This is a genomic window from Micromonospora sp. NPDC005979 (assembly GCF_040614415.1).
In the GTDB taxonomy this organism is placed as follows: Bacteria; Actinomycetota; Actinomycetes; order Mycobacteriales; family Micromonosporaceae; genus Micromonospora.
Map to the genome: position 1 here is coordinate 149349 of NZ_JBEXUR010000001.1, position 24359 is coordinate 173707.

Below are 24359 nucleotides of genomic sequence, written 5' to 3' on the forward strand. Positions count from 1 at the left end.
CCATCCGTGGTAAGGGGAGCGGGTTGATCCCGAGATACACGTCGGATGGCTATCGTCGACGCGCCGGCCGGGCCATTGGCTGCGGCAGCGGAACGTGCTCAACTGGGGCTGGTGACCACCGACCCGCGTCGCGCGGGGCGGCCCTGATCGAGTCGGCTGTAGTACCGGGAGGACAGGTGTCGCGCCCCCCTTACCGTCCTGACGTCGTGCTCGTCCCCGCGTGGGTGGTGGAGCGTCCGGAGACGGTCGAGCGACTCAACGGGCTGCTGGCCGAGGCCGGTCTCGGCCGGCCGTTGTCCCCGCCGGCCGCCCCCACGCCGCCCGCCGTCGAACTGGTCGAACTGCCCGTCCAGGGTGACCCGGTGGCCGTGGCCCGGGCCAGCCGCCGACTGGCCGGCCGATCCGACGCCGACGCCGACGCCGACGTGCCGGAGTGCCTGCCCGACTACGAGTGCACGGCCGCCACCGTGGAGGACGACGCCCGGCTGGAGGTGAATCTCTACCCGTACTTCCGGGCCAGCGGCTGCAAGAGCGGACATGGGACCATCGCCTGGCTCGCGGCGCCCGACCACGTGATGCCGCCGAAGCCCATCCGGCGCCCGGCCAACCAGTTTCCGGCCGGGCGACCCGTGGTGGCGCTGCTCGACACCGGGGTACGCGAGCACGACTGGCTGATGGAGGCCAGCGGCGAGCCGTACTGGGAGGAGGCGCAGGGATGGACGCCGCCGCGCGCCATCCCGGCGGTTGCCGGGCAGGAGAGCCGCGGCGAGGAAACAGAGCAGCCGGACTTCGGTAGTCATTGGGGGCACGGGACCTTCCTCGCCGGACTGATCCGCCTTGAGGCGCCCGACGCGCGGATCCTCTCGTTGCGGGTGATGAGCGACGCGGGTCGGGTCAGCGACCTGAACGCGGCGCACGCGATGAACTGGCTGGCGGACCGGGTCGACGACGGTCAGCGGGTCGACGTCGTGCTGACCGCGTTCGGCCGTCCGGCTGCCGGTGAGGACGAAGAGATGAAGCCGGTCCGCCAGGCGCTCGGACGGTTGGCGGACCGGGGCGTTCCGGTCGTCGCCTCGGCCGGCAACGACGGTACGGACAGCCCGGTCTATCCGGCTGCCTTCGCGGTCGACCCGACTCTTACGGTGATCAGCGTCGGGGCCCACGCCTCGCCGACCACCCGGGCGCCATACAGCAACCACGGGGTGTGGGTGCGCCAGTGGCGCGAGGGCACCAACACGGTGAGCCTCATGCCCCTGTCCACGGCACCGGTCACCGCGCTGGGCGCGTACGCCTACTGGAGCGGTACGTCGTTCGCGGCGGCCCGGTACGCGGGTCAGCTCGCCCAGAGGCTGGCACCGGCACCCGTGGCGCTGGACTGACGCCATGTCCAATGTGTCGGAGACCCCGGTGGAGCGCGCGGGCGCGTCGCCCGACCGGGCGGCACGCCTCGGCGAGCGCCTCGACCGCGCCAGGGCGGGCGACCGGAACGCGCTCGACGAGGTGGTCCGGGAACTCAACCCGCTGCTGTGGCACGTCGCCAGGGCACAGGGCCTAGACGCCGAGGAGGCCGCCGACGTCGTGCAGACGACCTGGCTGGAGTTGGTACGCGGACTGCACACCATACGGTCTTCGAACGCGCTCACCGCGTGGCTGGTGACCACCACCCGCCGGGAGTCCTGGCGGGTACGTGGGCTCGCCCAGCGGCAGACGCCGCACGACGCGGCGAGGCTGGAGTCGTCGCCCGACCCGGATCCCGGCCCGGCGGACCTGTTGCTGTCCGAGGAACGTGACCGGGCGCTGTGGCGGCACGTCGCGCGGCTGCCGCAGCGGTGCCGGGCGCTGCTGCGGATCGTCGCGCACGTCGACCGCCCGGACTACACGGCGGTGGCCGAGGCGTTGGGTATGCCGCGCGGCAGCATCGGGCCGACCCGCGGCCGGTGCCTGGCGAAGCTGCGGGAGATGCTGGCCGCCGACTCGACGTGGAGCCCGAGATGACCGCCCCGGACCCCGCCGGCCAGCCGCTCGACGACCTGGACCAGGCGATTCTGGACCAGCTCGCCGCGGTGCTCACCCGGCTCGACCCGCCGCCGCCCGACCTCGACGACCGGGTACACCTCGTGCTGGCCCTCGACGACGTCGACCGGGAGGTTGCTCGGCTGCGCGAGGAGCAGCTGGTCGGCGCGGTGCGGGGCACGGAGCGGACCCGCACCCTGACGTTCGACGCGCAGAGCCGAACCGTGATGATCACGATCGTGGACCGGTCCGACGGCACGGTCCGGATCGACGGTTGGCTCGCGCCGGGCGCCGCCGTACGGGTCGAGCTGCGGTACCCCGCGCCCGACCCGCCCCGAACGGTGGAGTCCGACGCGTCGGGCCGGTTTGTGCTGGACGGCGTGCCGCACGGTCTGGCGCAGGTGGTGGTGCACCCGGCGCGGGGTGAGCACGCGCCGCAGGTGGTCACGCCGGCCCTCACTCTGTGACATGCGCCCGGCCACACTCGCTCGGCGGGCTACCCGCTGGCACGCGGCGGGCCTGGCGTCGAGCGACGCCGGTCAGCCGGGGCGGGCTGCCCGCGAACTGCGGGCGGGCCTGCGGCTGGCCAAGCGCCACCCGGCCCTGCGCGACATCCACGTCCGCCTGCTGATCAGCCTCGCCTGGGCCGAGTCCGAGCGAGGTCGGGTGGAGCTGGGCTTCCGGCTGCTGGACGAGGCCGAGGCACTCGTGGCTGCGCGGCAGCGGCCCATCCTGCTCGGCCAGCGGGCCCTGCTCCTCAAGCGCAGCGGCCGTAACGCGGAGGCGCTGCGCCAGTACGACGAGTCCATCGACCTGTTGAGCGACCTCACCTACCCACTTGATCTGGTCAAGGCGCTCAACAATCGCGGCCTCGTGCACGTGGAGGCGGGCAACGTCCGGCTCGCCCGCGCCGACCTGCGGCGTTGCGCGGAGGTCGCGGCCCGGTACGGGCTCGGTCTGCACGTGGCCATGGCGCGGACGAACCTGGGTTGTCTGGACGTGATCGCCGGCGACCTGCCCGCCGCGCTGCGTGCCTTCGCCCAGTCCGACGCCGACTACCGGGTGCTCGCGCCGGGCCGGCTCGCCAACCTGGCCGTGGAACGGGCCCGCGCGCTGGTCGCGGCCGGGCTGTACCGCGAGGCCGAACGGCAACTCGCTAGCGCGGTGGAGCGGGCGGCGCAGCAGCAGCTCGGACACACGTACGCCGATGCCCTTCAGGTTCGTGCGGAGGCGGCCCTGCTTGCCGGCGAACCGGTCGCTGCCGCGCGCTGGGCCCGACGTGCCCGGGTCGCGTTCCTCGGCCGTACGAACGTCCGCCGGGCGGCCCTGGCTGCCCTGTTCGAGCTCCGCGCCGACCAGGCGGTCGGCGAGGTCGACCAGGCGACGGTGGCCCGGCGCGCCGGGGTGCTGGCCGGCCGGTTGGCCCGGCTCGGGCTGCCCGAGGATGCCCGGGTCGCCGGTCTGGTCAAGGCCCGGGCGCTGGTGGCCGCGGGTCGACCTCGCCGGGCGGCGGAGCTGATCGGGCGACAGTCCAGACCGCGGCGGACCGATCGGCTCGACACGCGCCTGCTCTGGCACATGGCCCGTGCGGAGGTGGCGGCCTCGGTCGGCCGGTCGGCCGAGGCGCGGCGGAGCCTGCTGGCCGGAATGGCTGCTCTGCACCGGCACCGCGCCCGGTTCGGCTGCGCCGACCTGCAGACCGGGGCCGCGGTGCACGGCCGCGACCTGGCCCGGGCGGGGCTCACCGCAGCGTTGGCGGAGGGCTCCGCCGCCGCCGTCTACCGGTGGTCCGAGCGGGCCCGGGCCCAGGCGCTGCTGCTGCCGCCGGTGCGGCCGCCCGACGACCCGGTCGCCGCCGAGGCGCTGGAAGAGCTGCGCCAGCTACAGCACCGCGTCCGGCAGGCGGAACTCGCGGGGCGTCCGACCCTGGCCTTCCACAGTCGGTTGGAGGCGCTCCAGCGGATGATCCGGGAGCGCGCCTGGGCGACGCCGGGCCCCCGGGACGCGACGCCGACGACGCCGGCGCCGCTGAGCGCCGTGACGGCGGAGCTGGCTGGCGCGGCGCTCGTCGTGTACGTGGCCGCCGGGGACATCCTGCGCGCGCTGGTGGTCACCGACCGGGCGACCTCCGTGGTGGTGCTTGGCGACCGCCGCACGGCCGAGGAGGCGGTACGACGACTACGCGCCGACCTGGACGCGCAGGCGGGCCGTTCCATGCCCGCCCGGCTGGCGACGGTGGTCCGCGCCTCGACGCGGCAGGACGCCGACCACGTGGCGTCGATGGTGCTCGACCCGGTGCTTCCGCTGGTCGGCGACCGGGACCTGGTGCTGGTCCCGACCGGGCTGTTGCTGACCACTCCGTGGCATGCCCTGCCAGCGTGCGTGTCCCGGCCGGTCACGGTGGCACCGTCGGTCGGGGTCTGGCTGGCCGCCCGGCGCCGCCTGAAGGACGGCGGGCCCACGGCCGAGCCGGCGGCGGTGACGGTGGTGGCGGGACCGGGAATTCCCCGGGGTCAGGCGGAGGCCCGGGCCGTGGCGTCGCTGCACCCGGGCGCCGTCCTACTGACCGGGGCGGAGGCGACCCCGGCGGCGACACTCGCCGCGATGGCCGGCGGCGGCCTCGCCCACGTGGCGGCGCATGGGCAGCACCAGACCGAGAACCCGCTGTTCTCCACGCTGGAGCTGGCCGGCGGCCCGTTGCTGGGATATGACGTGCAGGAACTGCGGACCGCGCCGCGTACCGTGGTCCTGTCCTGCTGCGACCTGGGCCTGACCGACGTGCGGCACGGCGACGAGGCGCTCGGCATGCCGACCGCCCTGCTCGCCGCGGGCACCGCCACGGTCGTCGCGAGCGTCAGCCGGGTCGCCGACGAGGCAGCCATGGAGATCATGGCGGCCTACCATCGGGCGGTCGTCGCGGGCCGATTGCCGGCGGCAGCACTGGCTGAGGCCGTACGCGGCGGCAATCAGCCCTCGAGCTTCGTCTGTTTCGGTGCCGGCTGAACCAACCGCGCCAGAATCGCGCCGACGGCAGGTATCCAGGATGCCGTCCCGCCCCCCAATCCAGGCATGACTGACCACACTGGAAAGAAGCTCCGACGCCGGGCGCGTCTCGCCGCCGGCCTCACCGTGCTCGCTCTGGCGGCCGGTCTCCTGACGGCATGCCGCACGAACGGCGGCACGGCGAGCAACGGTGCCGAGAACCGCCCGGGTACGGCCGACGGCCTCGCGAAGATCGCCGGAGGCGGCGGCTGCCCGCCGGCCGGCACCCGCAGCGGCGGACTGCTCCCGAAGCTGGACGAGGGAAGCTACGCCTCGGTCGAAAACCCCTGCCTGCCGTACGTCGACCTGGTCAGTGAGGTGACCCAACGGATCGTGCCGGGGCAGCGGCCCCGGGTCGACCAGTTCCTCGACAACCTCGGCCGCTTCGCCGACCGGCTCGGGCAGGTCAACGACGCCGTCCAATGCGCCTACCAGACCGACCGGCTGGCGGTGCGGATCTACCAGAGCCGGCGCGACTCGTGGGCGGTCGGCGTGGTGGCGGTCGTCCGTGGCCGCCTCGGCGCGGTCGCCGACACCGCCGCCTGTTTCCTGATCAATCAGATTCCGCTCCTGAATCTGGCCACCCAGGGCATCGGACCGGATCAGGACAGCCCCGCGTACTGCTTCGACACCAGCCACCAGCGACGTGCCGGCGAGGACTACACCATCATGTGGATCGGCTCGTCGGCGCTCACCTGCCGCGGACTTCAGGACGGCCTGGTTCCCGGCGACGGCCGGCTCGTCGCGGTGAAGGCCCGCCCCGACGTGTCGCTGCGCGCCGGCCCGTCCACGGGTGACCGGGTGCTGCGCAAGGTGCCCGACGGCACGCTGGGCCGGGTGACCTGCTACCGCACCGGGGAAGCCGTCAAGGGCGACGACGCGTGGGCCCGGACGACTGTCCTCGGCGACACCGGCTGGATAGCGGCGGCCTACCTGGACAGCGCTCAGCCGGTCCGGGCTACCGGGTTGTGCCCGGACAACTGAGGCGGCCCGGTGCGCGGTCCCACGGGGGCTGGCGGGGACGCCTGCGCCGCAGGTCCGCAGACCTCCATCGCGGACACCGTCGCTGACCGGCGGCACTCGGTCGGGAGAGAGTCCGCCGGATCGGTATCTGCTACCGGCCCTGCCGCCCCGTATTCACCAAGACCGGCGGGAAGCCGTTCCGGCCGGAGAAGGGAGCAGGCCAGATGTGCGGTATTCAGATCGGTGCCGAGGAGCTGGAGGGCATTCTCGTCAACCGGGGGCCGGACGTCTCCGTTGAGGAGGCCGCCGCCTGCGGCGTCCAGATCGGTGCGCCGGAGGTGAGCCGGGTTCTCGCCAACCGCAGCGCGGCGCAGATCGCGGACGCCTCCTGCGGGATCCAGATCGGCGCGCCGGAGAACGTCACGTTGCAGCGCGACGCCGGCCCGAACGCCTAGCCGGGGGCAGCACTGCGGGGCCTGTCGGCGGCTGTGAACGGCCGACAGGCCCCGCCGACCCGACGATCCGGACCAACGCTGGAAGGAAGAGCCATGATCGGTACCCGCCTGGATGACATCGACGCACCGCGCCTGATCCGCAGCGAACACGGCTGGTGGTTCATCGGCAACCAGACCTGGACCCTGCTGCGCCCCGAGTGTGTGGGGTCGGACGGCACCGTGGACGCTGCCACCACGGGTTTCCTCCGCCGCACGGGGGCGTTCGAGCCGCGCGTTCCGGTCTCGTTCTCGCTGACCGTGCTCACCACGACCACCTGCAACCTCGGCTGCGCCTACTGCTTCCAGAACACCGGGGTGGACGACACGGGCGGCGCACGACCGCCGCGGATCCGGCGGGCCTGGCTGGACACTGACACCGTCGATCGCATCATCACCTTCGCCCGGGACCGAATGCGTCAGTGCGAGCTGGATCGTCTGTACCTGCTGCTGTTCGGGGGTGAGCCGCTGCTCAACCCCCGGGGCTGTCTCACCCTGCTGGACCGAGCGCGCGTGATCGGGCTCGACCGGTGCGCGATGACCACGAACGGCGTTCTGCTGACCCCGCGGTTGGCCCGTGACCTGTACGCGGCGGGTCTCGGCGGCGTGCAGGTGACGTTCGACGGCAGCCGGGCGGATCATGATCAGATCCGGGTCAAGCGGTCCGGCGCGCCCACCTTCGACACCATCGTTCGCAACGTCGCGCGTGCGACAGAGGTCACCGGCCTGAACTGGAACCTGCGGGTGAACGTGTCGCACCACAATTTCGACCGGATCGCCGACCTCGTCGGGGAACTGGCCGCCGGCCTGAGCCCCGACCGGTGCACGGTGACGTTCGCCTGGGTGGGCGACGCGGGCTTCGGATACCACAACACCATGCGGCACATCGACACCGTGAGCGACGCGTTCGCGAGTTGGAGTATCGCCGCCTTGGAGGCGGGGTTCCGGGTCGTCCGACCCAGCATGAGAACCACCTGCCACATCTGCTCGGCACCCGGAGGTCGGTACGGCGCCGTGGTCAACGCCGACGGTCGACTCTTCAGCTGCTGGCAGTCGGCCGGGAAGCCCGGCTTCGAGGTGGGCAGCATCGACGAGGGGTACCTGGACGTGGCCAGCGTCCCGGAGCGCTGGGTGCGCTGCGGTTACGAGTACGAGCAACCGGAACCGGCGGTTGCCGACACCTTCCAGGACCGGGTCGACGGCCGGTTGCTGGACTACCTCTACACCAGTGGGCGCCTGTAACCCTGCCGATCGGCGCTCCTTCCCCCACCTGAAGCCGGTTCTCGCCCGCGCCGTAGCGGACGTATCTGATGCCAACCGTCCACCTCTTCATCAATGTCGTCCCACTCCAACCGAGAGGAATGCTCATGAACATCCTCAGCCGGACGTCCACGGTGCTCGCGATGTGCGTCGGACTCGTAGCCGCCAACCTGGCGGCCGTCTCACCTGCGAGCGCCGCCGCCGAATACTCATTCAGATCCCAGAGCTCCGCTACCAGCGAGTACCCCTTCGGCAGCCTGTGCATCGACGTGTCGTACGCCAGTACTGCCAACGGCACGGCGATCAAGCAGTGGCCCTGCTACGACGGTCCGGCCCAGAAATGGACGATGGTCTACGAGGGAAGGTGGAACGGCGTCGTCTACTACCAGCTTGTCAGCTCGCTCTGGTCGGCAGACGGCCCCAAGTGTCTCGACGTGCCCTGGGGCAACCCGGCAGCGGGCCAGACGCTACAACTGTGGGACTGCCTGGGCGTCGCGCGGCAGCTCTGGTCCGTTACGCAGGTCCCGGGAGTGAATGGGTACGCGCTACGGAACCTCCAGACCGGGCAGTGCGTCGATGTCCCCTGGGGCGACCCCGTCGCAGGCAACGCCGTGTGGCAGTGGCCCTGTAACAACACCACCGCCCAGCAGTGGGTCTTGCGCGCCTGGTAGACGGGTCGCTGTCTGATCAACCGGTGGGGCGATCAGGCGGTAGGCGGGTCGGGCCGCGACGGACGGGACCCGCGAGCCACGGGACACCGCAGGCCCTGCGCCGGGCAGCACCGGCTCGCCCGGCGCTGCCCGGCGCGCGACAGGCGGTCAGCCGGTCTTGGTGGCGAAGGGGCCTTCGTCGCCGAACGCCAGCCGCGCGAAGTTCTCGGCGATACGGCGATGTCCGGCAGGGTCGGGATGCACCCCGTCGGGAAGTGGGAGTTCGGCGTAGTCCGCCTCGCCGTAGAGGTCACGTCCGTCTAGGTAGTGCAGGTTCGGGTCGCCGGCCGAGCGCTGTTCGACGATCCGGGCGAGTTCGGCACGGATGACGTTGAGGGTCAGCCGCCCAGCGCTGCGTTCGGCCGGATCGCCGGTGGCCTTGAAGCGCAGCGTCCCGCCCTCGAAGTCCGGCACGAGGGGACCGGGTGTGTCCTCCTGGACCGGGCACAGGAGGGCGGACACGACCAGCAGTGGCGTGGTCGGGTGGCCTTCGCGGACCGTGTCGAGGAAGCCGTGGACCGCAGGCGCGAAGGCGCGTAGACGCATCACGTCGCTGTTGACGATGTTGATGCCGATCTTGACGCTGATCAGGTCCGCAGGGATGTCCCGCATGGCGCGGGCGGTGAACGGGTCGAGCAGCGCGCTCCCGCCGAATCCCAGGTTGACCAACTCCACGCCGCCCCGGGCCGCGGCCAGGGCTGGCCAGATGGCGGTCGGATGAGTGGCGTTCGAGCCGTGGCTGATGGAACTGCCGTGGTGCAGCCACGTCCTGCTTCCGGTGGGCGGGGTCCGCTCAACGGGCGCGTCGGTGCGCAGCGCGATCAACTCGGTGATCTCCGTGTGTGGAAGCCAGATCTCGATGTCCTTCGCACCCTCCGGCAAACCCGCGAAGCGGGCGGTGCCGGACGGCCCTTCGGCCAGCACGGAGGTCTGGGTGAACATGTCGGTGACCGTCCGGACGTTGCCCTCGGGCACCGAGGCCTGCGCGGCCAGGCGCCCGTTGATCAGCAGGTCGTAGACGCCGTCCGGTGGGGCCGGGAAGCCCTGGTAGACCCGCTTGGTGGGCAGCGTGTCCAGTTCGATGGTGGTGGCCCGGGTACGGAAGGCCAGCCGCACGCCGGACGGCTGGGCCTCGGCCATGGCCAGTTGGTCGTCGGGGATCTGCTGGCGGGCCCGGGCGGTCAGTCGGTGCGGCAGTAGACCGCGCGCGGTCGCCTCCAGATCGACAGACCCGCGCACCAGGCCCGCGGTGACCGGGGTGGTGATCCACTGGTGTTCGGTGGGCATTGCCTCAAGCCTCTCGATCGAGATCTCGATGTTCATCGGCGCGCCGCGCTGCGAACCGCTGGCGGTGGTGCAGCCGTCGTCGGGTCAGCGAGTGCTGCGGGTGCGTAACACCGCGTCGAGCGAATCCACGATCCATTCCCAGGATTCCAGCGCGCCGGGAGCGCTGTGTTCGAAACCGCCGGCCAGCTCCAAGCTCACGTAGCCGTGGAACACGCTGCCCAGCATGCGGACCGCGTGGGTCGCGTCCGGCTCGTCCAACCCGTAACCCCGCAAGATCGCCCGAGCCATCTGCGCGTGCTGGACACCGGCACTGGCGGCCGCCGTTTCCCGATCGAGCCGGAGCCGGGTGGCGGCATAGCGGCCCGGGTGTTCCCTGGCGTAGTCGCGGTAGGCGTCAGCGAACGCGGCCAGCGCGTCCCTGCCGGCCCGACCGGCGACGGCATCGGCGACGCGGTCAGCGAGTTCCTTGAGCGCGAACAGCGCGATGCGGATTCTGAGGTCCTGCGAGTTCTTCAGGTGCGAGTACAGGCTCGGGACCTTGACGTCGAACCGCCGAGCGAGCGCCGAGACGGTGACCTGGTCGAAGCCGACCTCGTCGGCAAGCTCCGCCCCCGCTCGGGTCAGCCGCTCCGGCGTCAGTCCTGGTCTGTCCATCACGCCCCCCCTATCTGCCTACAACTATTATGCTTCTACCTAATACCTATAGGCAAATCAGTCGTGAGGTTCCAGCTGACGCAACGTTCCGCCTGGTCGTCTGCGCGTCAGCGGATAGGGAGAGTGCCAGGAGCGGTTCAGGGATCGTAGGCGCACCCGAGGATGAGCCCTCGCAACGATTCGCCGAGTTGGGCGACGACACCGGCTCGGCGATCGTCGTTGGGGTTGGTCGTACCCTGCACTCGTTGTGCCCGGTGGCTGGTCTGGTCGCCCACCGCCTGGAGCGCCGGTCGCTACGGACCAGGGCAGCCGCCCTGCCGGCGGACTAGCCGGCGGATTCGGTCGACTGGCGCTCGGCGGCGATCCGGAGGAGTCCTTCGATGCCGCGAAGGAAGGTCTCGGACACCAACGCGGGGTCGAAGAGGCATCCGGCTGCCATGGCACCGTCGCGGAGCATGACGAAGTGACGCGCGGCGGACTCTGCCGTCTCCTCCTGGACCTGCGCCATCAGCGTGGTGAGCGTGTCCAGGAACCATTGCCGGTGGGCGATGATCTCCTGGCGTACGGGATGTTCCGTGTCCGGATACTCCGCCGCAGCGTTCAGAAACGCGCATCCACGGAACCCCGGGGACTGGATGCTCTCGGCGATCGAGTTGGCGATGGCCAGGAGTGGGGCGACCGGCGGTGCGTCGGCGGTGATGACCGTGTCGACCCCGCCGCGATCCATCTCATGGATCTCACGCAGGTAGGCGAGGATGAGATCGTCCTTGCTGGGGAAGTGCCGGTAGAAGGTGGCTCGGGTCACCTTCGCCTCGGCGATGATCCGATCTACGCCGACGGAATGGATGCCCTCCGAGTAGAAGATCCTGGTTGCCGTGGCAAGAAGCCGTTGGCGCGCCTCGGAGGGCCGGGCACCGGATGCGGTGGGCGTCATATCGCCATCGTAGCGGATAGAACGTTCGGTCTCAGGATCTCGAACGCCCTCAGGCTCGACAGTGCCAGCTGGCGGTGGGTAGCGCGGGGTCAGGGGAGTGGATAGAACGTTCGGTCTTGACGATGCGGGTTGAGCCTGTCATGCTGAACAAGACAGAACGATCGGTCTCCCTAACCCCTCCGCTGAAAGGGTCACCCGTGACCACCATTGCTGCTTCGCCCGGTATTTCCCAGACGGCTTCCGCGTTGCGACGGCTGTACTTCGTCCGCTTCGCGTTCGCCATCGTCTGGGCCCTCGTGACGATCGCCACCGCCAAGGAGATCGGTCCGCTCGCGGTGACGCTTTTCGTGATCTACCCGCTGTTCGACGTGGGCGCCGCCATCTACGACCTCCGTTCGTCGCGGACCACCGGCTCGCCGACCCTGCTGTACGTGAACATCGCGGTAAGCCTGGTCACGGCCGTCGGTCTGGGTGTCGCAGGCGCGTCCGGTATTCCCGCCGTTCTGCGGGTGTGGGGCGCCTGGGCGATCGTCGCCGGTCTGGTCCAGTTGATCGTCGGTGTCACCCGTCGCAAGATGGGCGGCCAGTGGCCGATGATCATCAGCGGCGGCATCTCGGTCCTGGCTGGTGGGTCCTTCATCGCCGGCGCCGCCGCGGACAACCCGTCGCTGACCAACGCCGCCGGCTACGCCATTCCCGGCGCCATCTTCTTCCTCATCGCGGCCATCCGTCTCGGCCGCGCCGCGAAGGGCAACTGACATGACCACCATCGAGTACGACGTCATTGTGATCGGTGCCGGTCCGGTCGGGGAGAACGTGGCCGATCGGGTCGTGCAGGGCGGGCTGACCGCCGCGATCGTCGAGCGGGAGCTGGTCGGGGGCGAGTGCTCGTACTGGGCCTGCATGCCGACCAAGGCGTTGCTGCGCAGCGCGTCCGCGTTGCGCGCGGCCCGCCAGCTGCCGGGCGCGCGGGAGGCGGTGACGGGAGACCTGGACGCGGCTGCGGTGCTGGGCCGGCGGGACTCCTTCGCATCGCATTGGCAGGACGACGGTCAGGTGTCCTGGCTAGCGTCGGCGGGCATCGCGCTGCACCGCGGTCAGGGGCGGATCAGTGCCGCCCGTGTCGTCGAGGTGACCGGCGTCGACGGCGTCACGACGACGCTGACCGCGCGGCACGCCGTGGTCGTCGCGACCGGCAGTAGCGCGCTGTTGCCGGACATCCCGGGGCTGCGCGAGGCGGCGCCGTGGTCCAGCCGCGAGGCAGCTTCGGCCAGTTCGGTTCCCCGTCGGCTCGCCATCATCGGTGGTGGCGTCGTGGCAGCCGAGATGGCGACCGCGTTCGCCGCCCTGGGGTCCGCGGTGACGGTGCTGGCCCGCGACGGCCTGTTGCCGTCGGCGGAGCCGTTCGCCAGTGAGCTGGTCACCGAGTCGTTGCGCGAGGCCGGCGTGTCCGTACGCCCCGGCGCGGAGGCCGTCGCCGTCGACCGCGACGACAGCGGAGTCGTCCACGTCGAGACCGCCTCCGGCGAGCGGATCGAGGCTGACGAGGTGCTGGTGGCGGTCGGTCGTACGCCGAACACCCAGGACATCGGCCTCGACCGGGTCGGGCTGGCGCCGGGCGCCTGGCTGGCGGTCGACGACACCCTGCGTGTCGTCGGCGGCGGCGAGTGGCTCTACGCGGCGGGCGATGTGAACCGGCGGGTGCTGCTGACCCATCAGGGCAAGTACCAGGCGCGGGCGGTGGGCGACGTCATCGTGGCCCGGGCGAAGGGTGCGAAGGTCGAGGACGGCCGGTGGGGGCGGCACGTGGCGACGGCTGACGAGCGTGCGGTGCCGCAGGTGGTCTTCACCGACCCGGAGATCGCGTCGGTGGGCTTGACCGCGGCTGCGGCCGAGGCGGCTGGGCTTCGGATCCGAGTGGTGGACTACGACCTTGGGGCCGTCGCCGGAGCTTCCCTGCACGCCGACGGCTACCGGGGACACGCCCGGATGGTCGTCGACGAGGACCGCAAGGTGATCGTCGGCCTCACTCTCGCCGGCCCGGACGTCGCGGAACTGATCCACGCCGCGACCATCGCCATCGTCGGCGAGGTCCCGCTGGACCGGCTGTGGCACGCGGTTCCGGCCTACCCGACCGTCAGTGAGGTGTGGCTGCGGCTGTTGGAGACCTACGGCCGCTGAATTCAGATCCGCAGCGCTAGTTCCGACCCAATTCGAGGAGAGTGCCATGCCTACCAAGATCACAATCATCATCGACAACCCGGCGAGCCCTGACGACTTCGAGCGGGCCTACGCGGACGTGAAGGCTGCCGCGGCGACGTTCCCGAAGCTGCGGCGACTCGAGTCCGCGAAGGTGTGGCCGAAGGAGGATGGCACCGCTACCCCCGCGTACCGGACGCTCGACCTCTACTTCGACAGCTACGAAGACGCCTCCGCGGCAGTCGCGACAACCGTTGCCGCTGATGTCTTCGGCACCCTCGCGGGGACGCAGGTCCCGTTCAAGGGGCTGTTCTCGGACATCGAACAGGCTTGACGATCAGCACTTCCCGGGCGTAGGCGGAAAGGACGCCTGCGCCCGGTTTCGTGCGCTGCGGCGGCCTCGGGGGCCGCCTCCGCCGCGGCCGACGAAACACCTGGTCGACCTCGAACTTCGGGCGGCGATATTTCAGGGTTGGAGCGTGCGCAGCATCAGTGCGAGATAGCGCTGGGAAGCCGTCGCGGCGTCGGGCCCACCGGCCAGGACGACGCCGTGATGGGCGGCGATCAGCAGCCGGAAATCGGCGACGGTCAGGTCGGCGCGGACGGTGCCCACCGCCTGTGCCTGCCGCAGCAGCTGAGCGATGACCCGTTCGGTCTCCTGCCGCTCGTGGTCGAGCCCGCGTCCGGTGACCACCGCCTCGACGTAGCCCTGGTGAAACCTCTGTCCTGTACCTGGTATGCGCAGAGCGTGCGAATCAGTTCCCGCAGCGCCCGCGCCGGGTCCGGGTCGCGGAGGGCTTCGGCGTGCATGGCCGCGCAGTCGTTCCACTGATCGCCGTAGGCGTCCGTGATAAGGCTGTCCCGGGTGGGAAAGCGCCGGTAGACGGTGGCGACGGACACACCGGCGCTGCGAGCGATCCGAGCCACCGTGACGTCCTCGCCCTTCTCGGCGAAGGCGCGCCGTGCCGCGGCCAGGATTCGGCGTCGCTTCTCCTCGGCGTCCCAGCGCATCAAACGAGCGTACGCACGGACGTTTCTCCGCATGAGGAAGTGCAACAACCGTACGCCGCGACACCTCAGTCCGTTGCCGGGCGTACGACGAGGGTCGGACCGTGGAACCTGCTTCGATACGCGACACGAAGGGGAGACCATGGAAACGATGGACGGCACGACAAGCCTCGTCACCGGCGCGAGCCGGGGCATCGGCCGCGCGATTGCCAAGCGGCTCGCCGCGGCTGGGTCACTGGTGGTGGTGCACTACGGCACGAGCGAGTCAGCCGCGCAGGAGACCGTCGCGCAGATCACCGAGGCGGGTGGCGCCGCGTTCGCGGTCGGCGCGCAGCTCGGCGTGGCGGGTGATGCCGATCGGCTCTGGGCCGGGGTGGAGGCCGGGTTGGCCGAACGCGGCGCGCCGCGCGGCATCGACGTGCTGGTGAACAACGCGGCGATCGGCGGGGCCACGCCGACGCTGGCCACCGCACGGCCGGATGACTTCGACGAGTTGTTCGCGATCAACGTGAAAGCGCCGTTCTTCGTGATCCAGCGTGGCCTGGACCTGCTCCGCGACGGTGGCCGGATCATCAATGTCTCGTCCGTCGCCACCCGAGTCGCGATACCCGGCACTCTCGCGTACGCCATGACGAAGGGGGCGATCAACACGTTGAGCGTCACGCTGGCACAGGAACTGGGCGGTCGGGGAATCACGGTGAACGCGGTGATGCCGGGGACCACCGCCACCGAGAACAACGTGGCCTGGTTCGACGCCCAACCGGCGCTACGGGAGGTCGTCACCGGGCTCTCGGCCCTCCGCCGGGTCGGAGAGCCGGCGGATATCGCGGACGTGGTCGCCTTCCTTGCCTCTCCAGCGGGGCGATGGGTGACCGGCCAGGTGATCGACGCCTCCGGTGGGACGCATCTCGGTCTCTCCGTCGACCAGGGGCCGCCGGAGTAGAGGCGACGGGGTTGCGTTTTGGCCCCTGCGGCGCTCAGCGGGCCCGTATCCCGTTCAGCACGATCTCGAGGTAGTGGCGGCCGGCGGCGGCTTGCTGTTGCGGGTCGGTGGCTGGGTGCATCCGGGCAGAGAAGGCGACTCCACACATCAGTGGCGTCATGTCGGCGAGCGTGATGCCGGGCGCCAGCAGCCCCGCGTCCCTGACCCGTACGAACAGTTTGTTGAACAGCGAGGACAACTGATCGAGCAGGTGCGCTGTGCCCGGCAGGGTGGCCGTGGGCGTGGACAGGACCGAGGACAGGGCAAGGTCGAGTAGTTGCGCGTCCACGACCCGGACCAGGAGACCACGGAAAGCCGACCAGGGATCGTCCTGCTGCACGGCCCGTTCGCCGGCCTGGATCAGCGTCTCAAGTCCGTCCACCGACACCGCCTCGATCAGCGCCTGAGGCGTCGGGAAGTGCCGGTACACCGTGGCGACACCAACGCCGGCCACGCGGGCCACCTCGTTCAGCTGAATCGGGGTGCCGTCCGCGACCATCGTCCGGCCAATCTCGATGATCCGCTGGCGGTTGCGTACTGCGTCCTTACGAGGCGGCGGAGCGGTCACTCCTCCAGCATAAGCGGATAACAGCTCCACTTGCCCCCACCTGGAGCCGTAGCCCTGAACGGGCGGCTCAGGCCGGTGAAACGGATGGTCCATCCGGTTCGTGCTACGGTTGGCAACCGGATGGTCCATCCGTTTCATCGGCCGATCGGCTTGGAGAGAACATGCAGATCCTCATCACCGGCGGCACCGGCTACCTGGGCTCGGTGCTCGTCGAACACTTCGTCGCGGCGGGCCACGAAGTAGTAGCGCTGACCCGGTCCCCGGAATCAGCAGCCAAGGCGGCAGGGGCGGGCGCGTCTCCGCTGCTCGGCGATCTGACCGACACCGCGCTCCTGGAGAGGGCTTCCGCGGAAGCCGATGCGGTGGTGCACACCGCGGTCGACTATTTCGGTGGCGAGGACGCGATCAGGGTGGAGGCCACTGCCGTGGAGGCGCTGACCCGTGGAGCGGGCAAGGCCGGCACTGGCAAGCCGTTCCTCTACACCAGCACGAACCTGGTCTACGGGCTCGACCCGGACCATCCCCGCGACGAGGACGCGGAACTGCCGGAGCCGGGCCCGCAGCCCTTCAAGCTCGTCGGCGAGCGACTGGTGCGCGACGCGGCGGGCCTGAACAGCATCATCATCCGCGCGGGTCTGGTCTACGGTCGCGGCGGCTCCCTGCTGTTGACCAGTCTGATCGACGCCGCGACCCGCTCGGGCGCGGCCACCTACATCGACGCCGGCGACAACGAGTGGACCCCGGTGCACGTGGACGATCTCGCCCGCCTGTACCTGACGGCCCTGGAGCGCCCGGTAGCGGGCACCTACAACGCGGCCGGACCGCGACAGTTCACCTTCCGCGAACTTGCCGAGGCGATCGCGGACCTGACCGGAGCCACCGCGACCTCGATCACCGCCGAACAGGCTGAGAGCGCCATGGGGCCGATGGCCGCGTTGCTCCGATCCTCGGCGCGCATCACCTCCCGCAAGGCACGCGACACGTTCGGCTGGAGCACCAGCGGTCCCGCCCTGCCGGAGGACGTGCGCTCCGGCTCCTACCAGGTCGTGAACATCTGAGCCGTTGTCGGTGTGCTGCGGGTGGCAGGAGTGGGGCGAGGCCTCAGCTCGCGAATTTCTCGATGGCGGCCGGGGTGACCGGAGTGAAGAAGTTGACGAGGTTGCCGTCGGGGTCACGGAACAGCAGCGACCGGTTGCCCCAGGGCAGCGTCGTGGGCTCGTTGACGAAGTCTTCGACGACGCCGGTCAGGTTCTGATGCACGCTGTCCACGTCGTCGACGAGGAACTCGATGATCAGGCTGCGGTTGTCCGCCGGTTGAGCGGACCCGGGCGCGAACAGTGAGACGGTGCGAGTGCTGCCGATCGCGAGAGTGCCGGACGTGGTCCGCAGCTCGGCGAAGTCCTCGGTGGCCCAGTCCGCCCGCACTCCCGTGACCCGTTCGTAGAAGTTGACGAGGCGTGCGACATCACCAGTGATGATCCGGACTGAGACGAGGTTCATGGTGATCTCCTAGATCGGGTGGAGCCAGGTGGCACGGCCACGCTAGAACCAATACCGGACAGAATCGGTCCAGTATTCGCGGTAAATTCGGCAGGTGGCTCGACCTACCGCTCAGGTCCTTACCCTGTTGGAGCTCCTGCAGTCGGGCGGCATCCGGACGGTGGCCGAACTCGCCCACCGTCTGGGCGTCGAAGGGCGCACCGTGCGGCGGTACGTGGGTCACCTGATTGACCTCGACGTGCCCGTCGAGTCGGTACGCGGTCGTCACGGCGGGTACCGACTCGCTCCGGGGTACCGCATGCCGCCGCTCATGCTCAGCGACGACGAAGCTCTGGCCGTGCTGCTCGGCCTGGTCGCCGGTCCCCGAACAGGGTTGGCGACGACGTCCGACACGGCGACTGAGACGGCAGCGGCCAAGATCCGGCGTGTACTGCCCGAGCGCCTCGCCCGCCGACTTGGCACCGTGCTCGAGGCCCTCGCCTTCACGGCTCCGCCCGGCGAATTCCGCGCCCCGCAGACCGGGGTTCTTCTCGCTGTCGCCGATGCGGTGCGCCATCACCAGCCGTTGTCGATCAGATACACCACTGCCGACGGCCGGCGCAGTGCACGGACGCTGCACCCGTACGGGCTCGTCGCCCATTCGGGCCGGTGGTACGTCACCGGTGCGGACCCTGGGATCGCCGAGGACCGGACGTTGCGGCTTGATCGGATCACCGACGCGAGGACTCTTCCCGGCTCCTTCGAGCCACCGGCCGGACTCGATCCGGCGCAGCGCGTTCTTTCGGCGCTCGCCACGGCGCCGTACCGATATGAGGTGACCCTGCGGATCCAGGCAACGGTGGAGCAGCTCCGTATCCGACTTCCCGCCAGCGTCGCGATCGTGGAGGAGTTGCCGTCGCCGGCAGACGCAGATCTCAACAATGAGGGCTGGCTTCGCGTTGAACTGCGGGCGGAGAGGCTCGACTGGCTGCCCCCGGTGCTCGCGTCGCTCGACCGGCCGTTCGTCATCGAGCGGCCGGACGAACTCCGCGGGCTCGTCACCGCGCTCGCCGACCGGCTCACGGCCAGCGCTCGCAAAGTCCGTCCGGTGCCTGACGGCAGCTCGTGAAGCGGGAGGCTTCCGCTGACCCGGTTGGCACTGGTCTCAGTGCGACTCCGGTAGCGGGAGCATGGCCAGGGGCACATGGTGCTGCCCGGCGTGGATGTCTCGGTCGCGCAGGCTGCCCTGCGCCACCGGGCGCGGGAACGAAATCTTGACGACGTTCAGTGCCGGTATCCGGAAGATGCGGATGGCCTCGGCCGGTACGCCGTAGAGGCGGGCGACCAGCGGCGCGTCCAGGAAGCCCGGGTCGGCTACCAGGGCGTACCCGGCAGTGTCGCGCATGAACAGCTCCATCGTCACCCAGAACGGGCCGGCGTTCTTCGACCGAACCTCCAGCGCGAGGTCGGCGACGGTGTGGGGGTGGGCGTTATCGGACAACGCTGTCCTCCGGGAGGTGGATGCGGAAGAGGCTGGTGGGCGAGTACACGTCCACGACGTGGTTGAGGGCGAACTCGTACGCTGCCCCGCGCTCGGTCTCGGCGGGGGAGAAGGGGAACGCGAGGCTGGGCAGGTAGTCCATGTCGGGCGTGGGCAGGTGCAGCATGAGCGGATTGGCGATCTTCGCGACGGCGGTGGCCGTCTGTTGATCGGCGGCGCGGACCAGGAGCATCACGCCGACCTCGCGGGGTGTGCGGGTGTCCGGGTCCTTCGCCTCCAGTACGGCGTCGTAGCCGTACAGGCGGACGTCGAAGGCGTAGTCGTCGGCACTGAGCCCGAGCGTCTGGGCGACCCGATCCGTGGTGACCCGGCGCAGCAGCTGCGCCCAGGTGGTGATCTGTCCGAGGATGTGCGGGTCGCGGATGGCGGTGAACGACATTGTCTCGTACCCGGTGATCCGGGCCCCTTCAAGCTTGTTGGTGTAGGGGGCCGGCTCGAACCGGGAGCCCTCCACCCGTACCCGCCGCTCGTCCAGGGCCCGGTAGGTGGCGTCGGCGACCATCAGCGTGCCGGCCGGTTCCCGCATCGAGAACGGGTCGGCGGTCTCGTAGAGCATGTGCGCCGCGACCGAGGTGGGCGTGCAGGCGACGGCCGGGTCGAGCGGCTCGATGGTGAAGCCGGTGGCGTCGATGGTGGCGAAGACCCCGCTGGAGCGCGGGTTCGTGGTGCACTGCGCGCCGCACTCGATGATCTTGGCGGCGTGCCAGGTCGGGCCGGCCGGCATGCCGGCCATCAGCGGGAAGGCGGCGGCCACGGCGGTGTCGGTGGCACGCCCGGCCAGTACCACGTCGGCTCCGCCCGCCAGCGCCTCGGCGATCGGCTCATGGCCCATCATCGCGACGATGTGCTGGCAGCTGTCCAACGTCGCCGGATCGAGGTCGCCGGCCGGCGGGAGCGGGTGGATCCGTCCCCGGTCGAGATGCTCCTTGAGGTCGGTGGCCCGCTGCTCGCTGTAGATGGTGGAGACCCGCAGGTCCAGCCCTTCCTCAGCCAGGATGCCGCGCGCGATGCCGGCGACCCAGTCCACGCCGGAGTCGGTCCCGCTGGTACCGCACGAGCCGACGATCAGCGGAATACGCGCCTTCGCCGCCGCCCGGAGCAGCAGGCGCAGGTCGCGGGCCACGGCCGCCGCGGTGGTCTTGGCCGTGCCGGTGCCCAGATAGTACGGGCCGGAGTCGGTCGACCCTCCGTCCACGGCGATGACGTCGGCACCGAGTTCCAGCCCACGGTCGACGATCTCGGGCGGGAATCCCGAGCCGAGCATGCCGGAGGGCACGAGAATGCGTACGCGGTCGCGGGTCACGGTTTCCTCATTTCGCGGGTACGAGCCGGTCATCCGACGGTGGCGGCCACGGCGCGGCCGGCCTGGCGGCCGGAGAAGAGACAGCCGCCCAGGAAGGTGCCTTCCAGCGCGCGGTAGCCGTGCATGCCGCCACCGCCGAACCCACTGGCCTCGCCGGCGGCGTAGAGCCCGGGCACCGGCTGGCCGGCGCCGTCCAGCACCCGACCGTCGAGGTCGGTGTGCAGGCCGCCCAGGGTCTTGCGGGTGAGCACATGCAGGCGTACGGCGATCAGCGGCCCGGCCTTCGGGTCGAGGAGTCGGTGCGGCGCCGCGGTCCGCATGAGCCGGTCGCCCCGGTAGTTTCGGAAGTTGCGGATGGCAGCGATCTGCATGTCCTTCGTGAAGCCGTTGGCCAGCTCCCGGTCGCGTGCCTCGATCGTGCGCTGGATGTCGAGCGGGTCCAGCAGAGGCTCGTCGGTGAGCGCGTTCATGCCCTTCACCAGCTCGTCCAGCCGGTCGGCCACGACGAAGTCGGCGCCCCGCTGCTTGAATGCCTCCACCGGCGCCGGCGCGCCGGCACGCAGGCGGCCGAGTACCTGTTTGACGCTGCGACCGGTCAGGTCCGGGTTCTGCTCGGAGCCGGAGAGCGCGAACTCCTTCTCGATGATCTTCTGGGTCAGAATGAACCAGCTGTGGTCGTGGCCGGTGGTGCGCAGGTGGGCGAGCGTGCCGAGGGTGTCGAATCCAGGGTAGAGCGGCACCGGCAGCCGTCGTCCGCGCGCGTCGAGCCAGACGGAGGACGGCCCGGGCAGGATCCGGATGCCGTGCTTGTCCCAGATCGGGTTCCAGTTCTGGATGCCCTCGACGTAGTGCCACATCCGATCGGGGTTGATCACGGCGCCGCCAGCGTCCTGCGTGATGGTCAGCATGCGACCGTCCACGTGGGCGGGAACGCCGCTGATCATGTGGGTGGGCGGCGTACCGAGCCGCGCCGGCCAGTTGCGGCGGACCAGGTCGTGGTTGCCGCCGATACCGCCGGAGGTGACGATGACGGCCTGCGCCGTGTAGGCGAAGTCGCCGATCTCCTCCCGCGAACTGGCGCTGCCGCGGGCGGCCTCGCTGGGCTCCAGGACCCGGCCGGTGGCACCCACCACCGCGCCGTCGCTGACGGTCAGCGCGTCGACCCGGTGCCGGAAGGCGAACCGGACGAGGCCGCGTCGGGTCGCCTCCCGCACGATTGCGATGAAGGGTTCGAGCAGGCCCGGTCCGGTACCCCAGGTGACGTGGAAACGGGGCACCGAGTTGCCGTGTCCCGTGGCGTCGTAGCCCCCGCGTTCGGCCCAGCCGACGATGGGGAACATCTTGACGCCGAGGCCCCGCAGCCACGCGCGTTTCTCGCCGGCGGCGAAGTCGACGTACGCCTCGGCCCAGCGCCGTGGCCAGGCGTCCTCGGGCCGGTCGAAACCGGCGCTGCCCTGCCAGTCCTGCCAGGCGAGTTCGGTCGAGTCGCGGATGCCCATTCGGCGCTGCTCGGGTGAGTCGACCAGGAACAGCCCGCCGAACGACCAGAACGCCTGGCCGCCGAGGCTCTGCTCGGGCTCCTGGTCGAGCAGCAGGACCGATCGGCCGGCGGCGACGAGTTCGGCGGTGGCCACCAGTCCGGCGAGGCCAGCGCCGATCACCATCACGTCCGCGTCCGCTGTCTTGGTGGTCATGCCGGCTCCTTCGGTTCGGTGAGCGAGTGGGCGGGCCGGCCGTCGAGGGCGGCGACGAGTTCCTTGGCACCCTCCATCCCCGCGGCCAGCCGGGCCTCGGCAGTCTGCCCGGCCATGTGCGAGAAGACAGTGATGCCGGCCACGCCGCGCAGGATGCTGTCGGCGGGCAGCGGCTCCACGTCCACCACGTCCAGGGCTGCGCCCGCCAGCCGGCCGGACCGGACCGCCTCGACCAGGGCAACCTCGTCGACGAGCGGCCCGCGTGCGGTGTTGATCAGGTGCGCGCCCGGCTTCATCCGGGCCAACGCCGCGCTGTCGATGAGGTGGCGCGTGAGCGGGGTCAGTGCGGTGTGGACCGACACGAAGTCGGCGTCGCGCAGCAACTCGTCGAGCGTGACCCGGGTGACCGGCGCGGGAAGGCTGCCGGTGCACAGCACGGTCATGCCGAAGGCGGCGGCCAGCGGCGCCACTCGCTGGGCCACCGCGCCCCGCCCGATCAGGCCGAGCGTCTTGCCGCGCAGCTCGTGGCCGTCGGTGCGGGGCCAACCGCCGGCGGCCACCCCCGCGGCGATCGGCACCAGGCACCGGGCCTGGACGAGCAGCAACCCCATGGTGTACTCGGCCACCGCGTTGGCGTTGATCCCGGGCAGATTGCTCACGCTGATCCCGAGCCGGCCGGCGGCGGCCACGTCGACGGAGTCGTACCCGACTCCGGTACGCACGACGGCGCGCAGGTCCGCTGCCTGGCGCAGCACCTCCGCGGTCATCGGCTCGTTGGCGATCAGCGCCCCCTCGACGCCGGCCAGGGCCGCGATCAGCTGCTCCGGCCGGCGCGGTCCCCGCATCGGGTCGTGCCGCGTCCTGAAGCCGAGCCCGGTCAGGTAGGTGTCCACCTCGTCACCGGGGGCGAGGTAGTCGGTGGTGATGAGGATGGTCGACATCATTCGCTTCCCATGAGGGTGTCGGCCCGGTTGGCCCGGTGCACACGCTGCAGGCGTTCGAGGCGTACGACGACGAGCATGGCGAGTAGGGCGAGTACGGCGATGTAGAGCAGCATCCCGTCCCAGCCGACCAGGTCGATCACCGCGCCGATCAGGGCGGGGCCGCCGAAGCCGCCCAGGTACCAGGTGACCGCGTACAGGCCGGTGTAGGCACCGAACACCCGGCTGGACGGTGCCAGGTTCCACAGCGCCACCGCCGCGTTGATCGTGAAGGCGGCGGCGCCGGCCGAGGCCACGCAGAACGCGACGACCGTACCGGTGGCGGTCTGCACGATGGCGCCCGCCGCCAGCGCGACGGCGAAGACGGTGATGCCCACGGCGATGATCCGCAGCCGTCCGAAGCGCTCGGCCAGCAGCGCGGCCGGATAGGCGGCAGCCACGTAGACGATGCCGCTGGGCAGGGTGAGCCCGCCCGCGTCGCCGCGGCTCAGGCCCAGCGCCTCCATGCCGTACGGGGTGATCAGCGACCGGGAGGCGAACCATGCCCCGCCGAACAGTAGAACGGTCAGCAGCAGCAGGAGCCGGCGGCGATCCTGGTCGGTGAAGAGGCCGGAGACGATCTGCCGCAGCGGTTGGCCGACCGCGGCGGGGCCGGCGGTGGCCTCCTCGGCCACCGCCGCCTGGTAGGCCGCCGACCGGCTGTCGCGCACGTTGGCCAGCAGCACGACCGTGGCGGCCAGCATGATCACCGACGGGATGACGAAGGCCGCCCTCGGATGCTCGTCCACCACGAGCAGGCTGATCAGCGACGCGACGATGATGGTCAGCGCGGTCGCGATCTTCACGACGGCGTTCGCCCGGCTGCGCCGTTGCGGGGGTAGGAAGTCCGGCACCAACGACTCCGCCAGCGGTCGTGTGGTGTTGACGATCAGCGCGTAGCAGAACATCACCACGACCAGCGTGGCCAGCGACGTGGTCCACGGCAGCAGTACGAAGACCAGCGCGGCCAGGGGCATGCCCACCGCGAGGTACGGAATCCGCCGCCCCCACCGGGTCCGGGTGTTGTCGGACCGGTTGCCGATCCAGGGCTGGATGAAGATTCCCAGCAGGTTGTCCATCCCCATCAGCGCGCCCACGAGCGCCGCGCTCGTCACGTGCTCGCGCAGCAGCACGGGCACCTGATTGTCGTAGAAGTTCCAGGTTGATTCCTGAGCGAAGAGTGCGAGGGCTATGAAGAACGTGATCCGCCGGTTGGACACACGTCCACCTC

Annotated in this window: 26 protein-coding genes; 14 read left to right on the forward strand and 12 right to left on the reverse strand. The window is 70.7% G+C overall.

Translation table 11 applies throughout. The features are described 5' to 3' along the window. Positions 1-206 precede the first annotated feature (206 nt). The 8 genes from ABZ272_RS00635 (at position 207) to ABZ272_RS00670 (ending at position 8440) form a co-directional block, all read left to right on the forward strand. The gene (locus ABZ272_RS00635) at positions 207-1379 is read left to right on the forward strand and encodes a S8/S53 family peptidase (protein WP_355047747.1); all 1173 of its coding nucleotides are present in this window, start codon (positions 207-209) and stop codon (positions 1377-1379) included. Between the two features lie 4 nt (positions 1380-1383). Next, positions 1384-1995, forward strand: a complete 612-nt coding sequence (locus tag ABZ272_RS00640; protein ID WP_355047748.1) for a sigma-70 family RNA polymerase sigma factor — start codon at positions 1384-1386, stop codon at positions 1993-1995. Next, positions 1992-2480, forward strand: a complete 489-nt coding sequence (locus ABZ272_RS00645) for a hypothetical protein (RefSeq protein WP_355047749.1) — start codon at positions 1992-1994, stop codon at positions 2478-2480. Before ABZ272_RS00640 ends, ABZ272_RS00645 begins: the two co-directional genes overlap by 4 nt. A 1-nt stretch (position 2481) precedes the next feature. After that, the gene (locus ABZ272_RS00650) at positions 2482-5016 is read left to right on the forward strand and encodes a CHAT domain-containing protein (RefSeq protein ID WP_355047750.1); all 2535 of its coding nucleotides are present in this window, start codon (positions 2482-2484) and stop codon (positions 5014-5016) included. 66 nt (positions 5017-5082) lie between these two features. Beyond that, a complete protein-coding gene (locus ABZ272_RS00655; protein ID WP_355047751.1) occupies positions 5083-6039 on the forward strand; it encodes a hypothetical protein in 957 nt (318 codons plus the stop codon). A gap of 203 nt (positions 6040-6242) precedes the next feature. Then, complete coding sequence (locus ABZ272_RS00660; RefSeq protein WP_355047752.1) at positions 6243-6473, forward strand: hypothetical protein; 231 nt, start codon at positions 6243-6245, stop codon at positions 6471-6473. Positions 6474-6566: 93 nt separating this feature from the next. After that, positions 6567-7751 carry a radical SAM protein gene (locus ABZ272_RS00665; RefSeq protein ID WP_355047753.1) on the forward strand — a complete coding sequence of 395 codons (1185 nt, stop codon included), beginning with the start codon at positions 6567-6569 and terminating at the stop codon, positions 7749-7751. A 125-nt stretch (positions 7752-7876) separates the two neighbouring features. Continuing rightward, positions 7877-8440, forward strand: a complete 564-nt coding sequence (locus ABZ272_RS00670) for an RICIN domain-containing protein (protein WP_355047754.1) — start codon at positions 7877-7879, stop codon at positions 8438-8440. A 147-nt stretch (positions 8441-8587) separates the two neighbouring features. Here ABZ272_RS00670 and ABZ272_RS00675 read toward each other — a convergent pair whose 3' ends face one another. The 3 genes from ABZ272_RS00675 to ABZ272_RS00685 all read right to left on the reverse strand — a co-directional run bounded on the left by ABZ272_RS00675 (position 8588) and on the right by ABZ272_RS00685 (position 11354). After that, positions 8588-9766, reverse strand: a complete 1179-nt coding sequence (locus ABZ272_RS00675; RefSeq protein WP_355047755.1) for a GDSL-type esterase/lipase family protein — start codon at positions 9764-9766, stop codon at positions 8588-8590. A gap of 84 nt (positions 9767-9850) precedes the next feature. Further along, complete coding sequence (locus ABZ272_RS00680) at positions 9851-10420, reverse strand: WHG domain-containing protein (RefSeq protein ID WP_355047756.1); 570 nt, start codon at positions 10418-10420, stop codon at positions 9851-9853. Positions 10421-10745: 325 nt separating this feature from the next. Then, entirely contained in the window at positions 10746-11354 is a 609-nt protein-coding gene (locus ABZ272_RS00685) for a TetR/AcrR family transcriptional regulator (RefSeq protein WP_355047757.1), read from the reverse strand. A 122-nt stretch (positions 11355-11476) separates the two neighbouring features. Between ABZ272_RS00685 and ABZ272_RS00690 the strand changes: the two genes are divergently transcribed. From ABZ272_RS00690 to ABZ272_RS00700, 3 genes are read left to right on the forward strand one after another with little or no spacing between them, the layout of a single operon-like run. Continuing rightward, positions 11477-12112, forward strand: coding sequence for a hypothetical protein (locus ABZ272_RS00690; protein ID WP_355048240.1), 636 nt, complete (start codon positions 11477-11479; stop codon positions 12110-12112). A 1-nt stretch (position 12113) separates the two neighbouring features. After that, positions 12114-13535 (forward strand): NAD(P)/FAD-dependent oxidoreductase, encoded by a 1422-nt coding sequence (locus ABZ272_RS00695; protein ID WP_355047758.1) that lies wholly within the window; start codon positions 12114-12116, stop codon positions 13533-13535. A 46-nt stretch (positions 13536-13581) separates the two neighbouring features. Continuing rightward, complete coding sequence (locus tag ABZ272_RS00700) at positions 13582-13887, forward strand: hypothetical protein (RefSeq protein WP_355047759.1); 306 nt, start codon at positions 13582-13584, stop codon at positions 13885-13887. A gap of 132 nt (positions 13888-14019) precedes the next feature. Here the strand turns inward: ABZ272_RS00700 and ABZ272_RS00705 are convergent, their stop codons facing one another. Together ABZ272_RS00705 and ABZ272_RS00710 are read right to left on the reverse strand one after the other, a co-directional pair. Continuing rightward, positions 14020-14247: a hypothetical protein gene (locus ABZ272_RS00705; RefSeq protein WP_355047760.1), complete on the reverse strand. Its 228-nt coding sequence runs from the start codon at positions 14245-14247 to the stop codon at positions 14020-14022. Continuing rightward, positions 14142-14756, reverse strand: coding sequence for a helix-turn-helix domain-containing protein (locus ABZ272_RS00710; protein ID WP_355047761.1), 615 nt, complete (start codon positions 14754-14756; stop codon positions 14142-14144). Before ABZ272_RS00710 ends, ABZ272_RS00705 begins: the two co-directional genes overlap by 106 nt. Here ABZ272_RS00710 and ABZ272_RS00715 point away from each other — a divergent pair. Further along, complete coding sequence (locus ABZ272_RS00715) at positions 14704-15504, forward strand: SDR family oxidoreductase (RefSeq protein WP_355047762.1); 801 nt, start codon at positions 14704-14706, stop codon at positions 15502-15504. The genes ABZ272_RS00710 and ABZ272_RS00715 overlap by 53 nt on opposite strands. A gap of 34 nt (positions 15505-15538) precedes the next feature. Here ABZ272_RS00715 and ABZ272_RS00720 read toward each other — a convergent pair whose 3' ends face one another. After that, positions 15539-16111 carry a TetR/AcrR family transcriptional regulator gene (locus tag ABZ272_RS00720; protein WP_355047763.1) on the reverse strand — a complete coding sequence of 191 codons (573 nt, stop codon included), beginning with the start codon at positions 16109-16111 and terminating at the stop codon, positions 15539-15541. Between the two features lie 161 nt (positions 16112-16272). Here ABZ272_RS00720 and ABZ272_RS00725 point away from each other — a divergent pair, with 161 nt between their 5' ends. After that, a complete protein-coding gene (locus tag ABZ272_RS00725) occupies positions 16273-17169 on the forward strand; it encodes an NAD-dependent epimerase/dehydratase family protein (RefSeq protein WP_355047764.1) in 897 nt (298 codons plus the stop codon). Between the two features lie 43 nt (positions 17170-17212). On the opposite strand, the gene ABZ272_RS00730 is transcribed toward ABZ272_RS00725, so the two are convergent. Further along, on the reverse strand, positions 17213-17611 hold the full coding sequence (locus ABZ272_RS00730) for a VOC family protein (RefSeq protein WP_355047765.1): 399 nt from the start codon (positions 17609-17611) through the stop codon (positions 17213-17215). A 160-nt stretch (positions 17612-17771) separates the two neighbouring features. Here ABZ272_RS00730 and ABZ272_RS00735 point away from each other — a divergent pair, with 160 nt between their 5' ends. Further along, entirely contained in the window at positions 17772-18719 is a 948-nt protein-coding gene (locus tag ABZ272_RS00735; RefSeq protein ID WP_355047766.1) for a WYL domain-containing protein, read from the forward strand. 36 nt (positions 18720-18755) lie between these two features. On the opposite strand, the gene ABZ272_RS00740 is transcribed toward ABZ272_RS00735, so the two are convergent. Genes ABZ272_RS00740 through ABZ272_RS00760 form a run of 5 tightly spaced genes read right to left on the reverse strand, consistent with a single transcriptional unit; the run spans position 18756 to position 24348 of the window. Next, complete coding sequence (locus ABZ272_RS00740; protein ID WP_355047767.1) at positions 18756-19091, reverse strand: DUF4387 domain-containing protein; 336 nt, start codon at positions 19089-19091, stop codon at positions 18756-18758. After that, positions 19081-20454 (reverse strand): acyclic terpene utilization AtuA family protein, encoded by a 1374-nt coding sequence (locus ABZ272_RS00745; RefSeq protein WP_355047768.1) that lies wholly within the window; start codon positions 20452-20454, stop codon positions 19081-19083. The genes ABZ272_RS00740 and ABZ272_RS00745 overlap by 11 nt, the downstream gene beginning before the upstream one ends. Positions 20455-20483: 29 nt before the next feature. After that, positions 20484-22148: an FAD-binding dehydrogenase gene (locus ABZ272_RS00750; RefSeq protein ID WP_355047769.1), complete on the reverse strand. Its 1665-nt coding sequence runs from the start codon at positions 22146-22148 to the stop codon at positions 20484-20486. Then, entirely contained in the window at positions 22145-23089 is a 945-nt protein-coding gene (locus tag ABZ272_RS00755; RefSeq protein WP_355047770.1) for an NAD(P)-dependent oxidoreductase, read from the reverse strand. Before ABZ272_RS00755 ends, ABZ272_RS00750 begins: the two co-directional genes overlap by 4 nt. Beyond that, positions 23089-24348: an MFS transporter gene (locus ABZ272_RS00760; protein WP_355047771.1), complete on the reverse strand. Its 1260-nt coding sequence runs from the start codon at positions 24346-24348 to the stop codon at positions 23089-23091. Before ABZ272_RS00760 ends, ABZ272_RS00755 begins: the two co-directional genes overlap by 1 nt. Positions 24349-24359 lie beyond the last annotated feature (11 nt).

What these genes read in the sequence shown, in the direction of transcription:
- ABZ272_RS00715 (WP_355047762.1), top strand. Translation starts at nt 14,704, where the DNA reads ATGGAAACGATGGACGGCACGACAAGCCTCGTCACCGGCGCGAGCCGG.
- ABZ272_RS00750 (WP_355047769.1), bottom strand. Translation starts at nt 22,148, where the DNA reads ATGACCACCAAGACAGCGGACGCGGACGTGATGGTGATCGGCGCTGGC.
- ABZ272_RS00670 (WP_355047754.1), top strand. Translation starts at nt 7,877, where the DNA reads ATGAACATCCTCAGCCGGACGTCCACGGTGCTCGCGATGTGCGTCGGA.
- ABZ272_RS00710 (WP_355047761.1), bottom strand. Translation starts at nt 14,756, where the DNA reads ATGCCCCGGCTCGCGCCGGTGACGAGGCTTGTCGTGCCGTCCATCGTT.
- ABZ272_RS00755 (WP_355047770.1), bottom strand. Translation starts at nt 23,089, where the DNA reads ATGTCGACCATCCTCATCACCACCGACTACCTCGCCCCCGGTGACGAG.
- ABZ272_RS00690 (WP_355048240.1), top strand. Translation starts at nt 11,477, where the DNA reads ATGCGGGTTGAGCCTGTCATGCTGAACAAGACAGAACGATCGGTCTCC.
- ABZ272_RS00645 (WP_355047749.1), top strand. Translation starts at nt 1,992, where the DNA reads ATGACCGCCCCGGACCCCGCCGGCCAGCCGCTCGACGACCTGGACCAG.
- ABZ272_RS00660 (WP_355047752.1), top strand. Translation starts at nt 6,243, where the DNA reads ATGTGCGGTATTCAGATCGGTGCCGAGGAGCTGGAGGGCATTCTCGTC.
- ABZ272_RS00695 (WP_355047758.1), top strand. Translation starts at nt 12,114, where the DNA reads ATGACCACCATCGAGTACGACGTCATTGTGATCGGTGCCGGTCCGGTC.
- ABZ272_RS00680 (WP_355047756.1), bottom strand. Translation starts at nt 10,420, where the DNA reads ATGGACAGACCAGGACTGACGCCGGAGCGGCTGACCCGAGCGGGGGCG.
- ABZ272_RS00685 (WP_355047757.1), bottom strand. Translation starts at nt 11,354, where the DNA reads ATGACGCCCACCGCATCCGGTGCCCGGCCCTCCGAGGCGCGCCAACGG.
- ABZ272_RS00730 (WP_355047765.1), bottom strand. Translation starts at nt 17,611, where the DNA reads ATGAACCTCGTCTCAGTCCGGATCATCACTGGTGATGTCGCACGCCTC.
- ABZ272_RS00650 (WP_355047750.1), top strand. Translation starts at nt 2,482, where the DNA reads ATGCGCCCGGCCACACTCGCTCGGCGGGCTACCCGCTGGCACGCGGCG.
- ABZ272_RS00700 (WP_355047759.1), top strand. Translation starts at nt 13,582, where the DNA reads ATGCCTACCAAGATCACAATCATCATCGACAACCCGGCGAGCCCTGAC.
- ABZ272_RS00675 (WP_355047755.1), bottom strand. Translation starts at nt 9,766, where the DNA reads ATGCCCACCGAACACCAGTGGATCACCACCCCGGTCACCGCGGGCCTG.
- ABZ272_RS00640 (WP_355047748.1), top strand. Translation starts at nt 1,384, where the DNA reads ATGTCCAATGTGTCGGAGACCCCGGTGGAGCGCGCGGGCGCGTCGCCC.
- ABZ272_RS00665 (WP_355047753.1), top strand. Translation starts at nt 6,567, where the DNA reads ATGATCGGTACCCGCCTGGATGACATCGACGCACCGCGCCTGATCCGC.
- ABZ272_RS00725 (WP_355047764.1), top strand. Translation starts at nt 16,273, where the DNA reads ATGCAGATCCTCATCACCGGCGGCACCGGCTACCTGGGCTCGGTGCTC.
- ABZ272_RS00655 (WP_355047751.1), top strand. Translation starts at nt 5,083, where the DNA reads ATGACTGACCACACTGGAAAGAAGCTCCGACGCCGGGCGCGTCTCGCC.